Origin of the sequence: Streptomyces prunicolor NBRC 13075 (assembly GCF_000367365.1) — a bacterium.
Classification (GTDB): Bacteria; Actinomycetota; Actinomycetes; order Streptomycetales; family Streptomycetaceae; genus Streptomyces; species Streptomyces prunicolor.
Map to the genome: position 1 here is coordinate 1 of NZ_BARF01000188.1, position 1665 is coordinate 1665.

At 69.4% G+C, this 1665-nt stretch carries 2 protein-coding genes; one reads left to right on the top strand and one right to left on the bottom strand.

Annotation, left to right across the window (positions count from 1 at the left end; genetic code table 11):
- The first annotated feature begins 271 nt into the window (after nucleotides 1–271).
- Nucleotides 272–1066, top strand: coding sequence for an IS5 family transposase (locus SPR02S_RS54695; RefSeq protein WP_019065501.1), 795 nt, complete (start codon nucleotides 272–274; stop codon nucleotides 1064–1066).
- On the opposite strand, the gene SPR02S_RS54700 is transcribed toward SPR02S_RS54695, so the two are convergent.
- Nucleotides 1014–1589: a hypothetical protein gene (locus SPR02S_RS54700; RefSeq protein ID WP_019065502.1), complete on the bottom strand. Its 576-nt coding sequence runs from the start codon at nucleotides 1587–1589 to the stop codon at nucleotides 1014–1016. The genes SPR02S_RS54695 and SPR02S_RS54700 overlap by 53 nt on opposite strands.
- Nucleotides 1590–1665: the final 76 nt, after the last annotated feature.

The window sequence follows — 1665 nt, forward strand, 5'->3', positions numbered from 1 at the left end:
AGAAGCCGTATCTCAACCGATCTTGGAACGTGTGGATCGAACGGAGTTCCTGGTTGGGTGATCTTCCGGTGGTACGCGCATGAAGGCAGGGCCTCCTGGTAGCTCGGGGGTGCGACCCCATTCCGAGCGGTTCCCGGAGGCCCTGTTGTCGTTGTTGTACGCGCCCGAGCCCGTTGACTTCAACTCGCCCGCCGTGTCGTGCGATTGCCTCGCGCACGTGTACGGGAATGCAGCCGATCATCCCGATCGGGTTCGCCGGTATCCGTCGGACATGACGGACGCGGAGTGGGCGGCCATCCGGCCGTTGCTGCCGGTGCCTGCCTGGCTTCAGGGGCGGGGCGGACGGCCCGAGGGCTACTGTCACCGGCAGCTGCTGGACGCGATCCGCTATCTGGTCGCGGGCGGGATCCCGTGGCGGGCAATGCCCGTGGACTTCCCTGGTTGGGGCCGGGTCTACGCCTTCTTCCGCCGCTGGTGCGAGCACGGGCTGATCGCCGAGTTCCACGACCGGCTGCGCGGGAAGGTCCGGGAGCGCGAGGGCCGCGAGGCCGAACCCACGGCGGGGATCATCGACGCGCAGTCGGTGCGGGCCGCCGCTACCGTGCCGGCCGCCTCACGCGGCTACGACGGCGGGAAGAAGGTGCCGGGCCGCAAACGGCACATCGTGACCGACACCCTCGGTCTGCTCCTGGTCGTCTGCGTCACCGCCGCGAACATCGGCGACCGGGACGCCGCGGCGGGCCTGCTGAGGCGGCTGCGCCGCCTGCACCGCGACATCACCCTCGTCTGGGCCGACGGCGGCTACACCGGCTCCCTCGTCGGCTGGTGCCGGGACAAGCTCGCTCTGACCTTGGAGATCGTCAAGCGCACCGACGACATGGAGGGGTTCGTGGTGCTGCCGAGGCGGTGGGTGGCCGAGCGCACGTTCGCGTGGCTGATGAACTCCCGCCGTCTGGCTAGGGATTACGAAACTCTGCCCGCTACCAGCGAGGCGATGATCCGGTGGTCGATGGTCACGCGGATGAGCCGGCGTCTGGCACGGCCACGGCCGGCCTGCCAGCACTGAATGCTCCCGACGCTTCCAGGAGGAGCCACCCGCGCTCCGCCAGGCGCCGGGCTTTCGACCGCAGCCCCTCGACCTTCGCCGGCGTCGCCCCAAGGCCCAGCTCCACCGCGATCTCCTTGGCCCGGAGAGGCCCGTGACCCGTGGATCGCTGCTGTTCCAGCACGCCCAGAATCCGCTGATAGTCCGGCGCCAGAACCGTCACCGGCAGTCCATCCCGCCAGGGCGGCACCGTCGAGCCCGGCACCGGCGCGAGCGACGGCGCCGCTTCTTCGTCCGCCTCGGTCATGGTCACGGCAGTGGACTCGGCCGCAGAGACCGCCAGGGCCTCGGTCAGTTCCTCCCGCGCGATTACTCGCCGGTCCAGCTCGATCTCCGCGGCCTCCAACACCCCAGCCAACCGCGCAACTTCCTCCCGCAAACCCTCCACCCGCACGCGGGCAGCCGCCTCCCGCTCCTCCAGCATTCCCAGCACCGACGCCACCGCGCACCCCTCGACCACCAAGCGGACACAAGACGTCGGCATGCCTCCCTCAACCCGAGCGAAACCATGCCTGACCAGCAGAAATCACGGGATCACGTTCGGTTGAGATACGGCTTCT